This window comes from Pseudomonas sp. P5_B2 (assembly GCF_056400445.1).
This window is the reverse complement of the sequence record NZ_JBFULH010000377.1, coordinates 1-3,962: the sequence shown is the minus strand read 5'-3', so window position 1 is coordinate 3,962 and position 3,962 is coordinate 1. Positions and strand designations below refer to the sequence as shown.

The window sequence follows — 3,962 nt, the reverse complement described above, 5'->3', positions numbered from 1 at the left end:
GAGCGTGGTCAGCGTCGTATTGCTGTTCACTACGCCAAGCGTCAGCAGGGCCGTAAGGTTTTTGCTGCGCAGACTAGCCACTTGCCGCTGAAGGTGAACATGGCCGGTGTTATTCCGGCCATTTTCGCGAGCAGCATTTTGCTGTTCCCGGCTTCGTTGGGTGCCTGGTTCGGTCAGTCTGAAGGTATGGGCTGGTTGCAGGACATCTCGCAGTCGATCGCTCCTGGTCAGCCGTTGAATATTCTGCTGTTTAGTGCAGGGATTATTTTCTTCTGCTTCTTCTATACGGCGTTGATGTTCAATCCGAAAGACGTAGCGGAAAACCTGAAGAAGTCCGGTGCCTTTATTCCGGGCATCCGTCCAGGTGAGCAGTCTGCACGCTATATTGATGGCGTTCTGACCCGCTTGACCATGTTCGGTGCTCTTTACATGACGGCCGTGTGTCTGTTGCCCCAGTTCCTGGTGGTTGCAGCAAACGTACCGTTCTACCTTGGCGGGACCTCGTTGCTGATCGTCGTCGTGGTTGTGATGGACTTCATGTCCCAAGTACAATCGCACCTCGTTTCGCACCAGTACGAATCCCTGATGAAGAAAGCCAACCTGAAGGGTTACGGCAGCGGCATGTTGCGCTGAGTACCCATAAGGTTCGAGGAGTTGGTGATGAAAGTTCGTGCATCGGTGAAAAAGCTGTGCCGTAACTGCAAAATTATTCGCCGCGAAGGTGTCGTTCGAGTAATTTGCAGCGCGGAACCGCGTCACAAACAGCGCCAAGGCTGAGTGTGATTGTGCTTCAAGCCCGGTAGCTCGTGCGCTACCGGGTTGATTATTTGTTATTACAGCGATATTATCTCGCGCCCTATTTCTTGGCTTCCGGGGCGTAGGTAGCGGTCAATTGGAGTCCCACTGAATGGCCCGTATTGCAGGCGTTAACAKTCCAGATAACAAGCATACTGTTATCTCGCTGACCTACATCTATGGTGTTGGTCGCACTACTGCACAGAAGATCTGTGCAGTGACTGGGGTAAACCCAGCCGCAAAGATCAAAGATCTGAGCGACGAGCAGATTGAACAGCTGCGTGGCGAAGTGGCGAAGTTCACCACTGAAGGTGACCTGCGTCGCGAAATCAACATGAAAATCAAGCGTTTGATGGACCTCGGTTGCTATCGCGGTCTGCGTCATCGTCGTGGTCTTCCAGTGCGCGGTCAGCGTACCAAGACTAACGCGCGTACCCGTAAAGGTCCGCGTAAGCCGATCCGCAAGTAATCGCCCCAGCGAATCGACAGGAAATTAATCATGGCTAAACCTGCTGCTCGTCCTCGTAAAAAAGTTAAAAAGACAGTGGTTGATGGCATTGCCCACATCCATGCATCTTTTAACAACACAATCGTGACCATCACCGACCGTCAAGGCAACGCTCTTTCTTGGGCTACCTCTGGTGGTTCGGGTTTCCGCGGTTCCCGCAAGTCCACCCCGTTTGCTGCTCAAGTAGCTGCTGAACGTGCTGGTCAAGCTGCGCTGGAATACGGTCTGAAAAACCTCGACGTTAACGTCAAAGGTCCAGGCCCAGGTCGTGAATCTGCAGTCCGCGCTTTGAACGGCTGTGGCTACAAGATCGCCAGCATCACCGACGTGACGCCAATCCCGCACAACGGGTGCCGTCCGCCGAAGAAGCGCCGCGTGTAATCCAGGAGATTGTAAAGAATGGCTCGTTACATTGGTCCAAAATGCAAACTCGCTCGTCGCGAAGGCACCGATCTCTTTCTGAAGAGCGGCGTGCGCGCGATCGAATCGAAGTGCAACATTGAAGCAGCACCTGGTATCCACGGCCAACGCCGCGGTCGCCAGTCCGATTACGGCACCCAACTGCGTGAAAAGCAGAAGGTCCGTCGTATCTACGGCGTTCTCGAGCGTCAATTCAGCGGCTACTACAAAGAAGCTGCTGGCAAGAAAGGTGCAACTGGTGAGAACCTGCTGCAACTGCTCGAATGCCGTCTGGACAACGTTGTATACCGTATGGGTTTTGGCTCTACTCGTGCCGAATCCCGTCAGCTGGTATCGCACAAATCCGTCAGCGTTAACGGTCAGACCGTAAACGTACCGTCGTACCAGGTTCGTGCTGGTGACGTGGTCGCGATTCGCGAGAAAGCAAAGAACCAACTTCGCATTGTCCAAGCTCTCGATCTGTGTGCCCAACGTGGCCGCGTAGAATGGGTAGAAGTAGACACTGAGAAGAAGTCGGGCGTTTTCAAGAACGTTCCAGCTCGCAGTGATCTGTCCGCCGACATCAACGAAAGCCTGATTGTCGAGCTCTACTCCAAGTAAGGGCTAGAAAATAGGTGCATCCATGCAGATTTCGGTAAATGAGTTCCTGACACCCCGCCACATTGATGTGCAGGTTGTCAGTCCAACCCGCGCCAAGATCACTCTCGAGCCTCTCGAGCGTGGTTTTGGCCACACCCTGGGCAACGCGCTGCGCCGCATCCTGTTGTCCTCAATGCCCGGCTGTGCAGTAGTCGAGGCCGAGATTGACGGTGTACTCCATGAGTACAGCGCCATCGAAGGCGTACAGGAAGACGTAATTGAAATCCTGTTGAACCTTAAAGGTCTGGCTATCAAGCTGCACGGTCGTGACGAAGTTACGCTGACCTTGTCGAAGAAGGGTTCGGGGGTGGTTACCGCTGCCGATATTCAGCTGGATCATGATGTCGAGATCGTTAACCCCGATCACGTAATCGCTAACCTGGCGTCTAACGGCGCCCTGAACATGAAGCTCACTGTAGCTCGTGGTCGTGGTTATGAACCGGCAGACTCGCGTCAGAGCGATGAAGACGAAAGCCGCAGCATCGGTCGCTTGCAGCTTGACTCTTCGTTCAGCCCGGTTCGCCGTATCGCATACGTGGTGGAAAACGCCCGTGTCGAGCAGCGTACTAACCTGGACAAGCTGGTTATTGATCTGGAAACCAACGGTACTCTGGATCCTGAAGAGGCTATCCGCCGYGCTGCAACCATYCTGCAACAGCAGTTGGCTGCGTTCGTCGAYCTCAARGGTGACAGTGAGCCAGTGGTTGTYGAGCAGGAAGACGAGATCGATCCGATCCTGCTTCGCCCGGTTGACGATCTGGAACTGACTGTACGTTCGGCTAACTGCCTTAAGGCGGAAAACATCTACTACATCGGTGACCTGATTCAGCGTACCGAAGTAGAGCTGTTGAAGACTCCGAACCTTGGCAAGAAATCCTTGACTGAAATCAAGGACGTTCTGGCCTCCCGCGGTCTGTCCCTCGGCATGCGCCTCGACAACTGGCCGCCTGCAAGTCTTAAGAAGGACGACAAGGCGACTGCCTGATCGTCGTAATCACCGAACGTCGTGTTTGGTAAGGAATGAACCATGCGTCATCGTAAAAGTGGTCGTCACCTGAGCCGCACTAGCTCGCACCGCAAGGCCATGTTTCAAAACATGGCAGTGTCGCTGTTCGAGCACGAGCTGATCAAAACTACACTGCCGAAAGCTAAAGAACTGCGTCGCGTTGCTGAGCCGCTGATCACTTTGGCCAAGACAGACAGCCTGGCTAACCGCCGTCTGGCTTTCGACCGTACTCGTTCGAAAGCTATCGTTGGTAAGCTCTTCAACGACCTGGGCAAGCGTTATGCTACCCGTGAGGGTGGCTACCTGCGCATCCTCAAGTGCGGCTTCCGCACTGGCGACAACGCGCCTATGGCGTACGTCGAGTTGGTTGATCGTGCTACTGCCGGCGAAGCTGTATCCGCCGAGTAAGACGTCAGTCTGAAACGAAGAACCGGGCCTAGTGCCCGGTTTTTTGTGTCTGTAATAAACACGCGTTGTTTATACAAGCTTCTTTGCGGTCTATGCCGTCATGCTGGGAACGGGATCCGTTGGTAGTATTTTTCTATTGATCTCTGCAAATTAATGAATTTGTAGCCTTCCTGATCAATGGTCAAT

7 protein-coding genes are annotated in these 3,962 nt (G+C 53.7%); all 7 read left to right on the top strand.

What is annotated here, in order from left to right; all coding sequences use genetic code 11:
• Positions 1-633 (top strand): preprotein translocase subunit SecY (locus tag AC1DRJ_RS20755; protein ID WP_477803786.1); only part of this gene is annotated, 633 nt, incomplete at its 5' end.
• 27 nt (positions 634-660) lie between these two features.
• The gene (gene rpmJ / locus AC1DRJ_RS20750; protein ID WP_002555468.1) at positions 661-777 is read left to right on the top strand and encodes a 50S ribosomal protein L36; all 117 of its coding nucleotides are present in this window, start codon (positions 661-663) and stop codon (positions 775-777) included.
• Positions 778-907: 130 nt separating this feature from the next.
• Positions 908-1,264 carry a 30S ribosomal protein S13 gene (rpsM, locus tag AC1DRJ_RS20745; RefSeq protein WP_477803785.1) on the top strand — a complete coding sequence of 119 codons (357 nt, stop codon included), beginning with the start codon at positions 908-910 and terminating at the stop codon, positions 1,262-1,264.
• 30 nt (positions 1,265-1,294) lie between these two features.
• Positions 1,295-1,684 carry a 30S ribosomal protein S11 gene (gene rpsK / locus AC1DRJ_RS20740; protein ID WP_002555466.1) on the top strand — a complete coding sequence of 130 codons (390 nt, stop codon included), beginning with the start codon at positions 1,295-1,297 and terminating at the stop codon, positions 1,682-1,684.
• A gap of 18 nt (positions 1,685-1,702) precedes the next feature.
• Entirely contained in the window at positions 1,703-2,323 is a 621-nt protein-coding gene (gene rpsD, locus AC1DRJ_RS20735) for a 30S ribosomal protein S4 (RefSeq protein ID WP_003210056.1), read from the top strand.
• Between the two features lie 22 nt (positions 2,324-2,345).
• Positions 2,346-3,347: a DNA-directed RNA polymerase subunit alpha gene (locus AC1DRJ_RS20730; RefSeq protein WP_003186012.1), complete on the top strand. Its 1,002-nt coding sequence runs from the start codon at positions 2,346-2,348 to the stop codon at positions 3,345-3,347.
• A 42-nt stretch (positions 3,348-3,389) separates the two neighbouring features.
• Positions 3,390-3,776 (top strand): 50S ribosomal protein L17, encoded by a 387-nt coding sequence (rplQ, locus tag AC1DRJ_RS20725; protein WP_007918448.1) that lies wholly within the window; start codon positions 3,390-3,392, stop codon positions 3,774-3,776.
• Positions 3,777-3,962 lie beyond the last annotated feature (186 nt).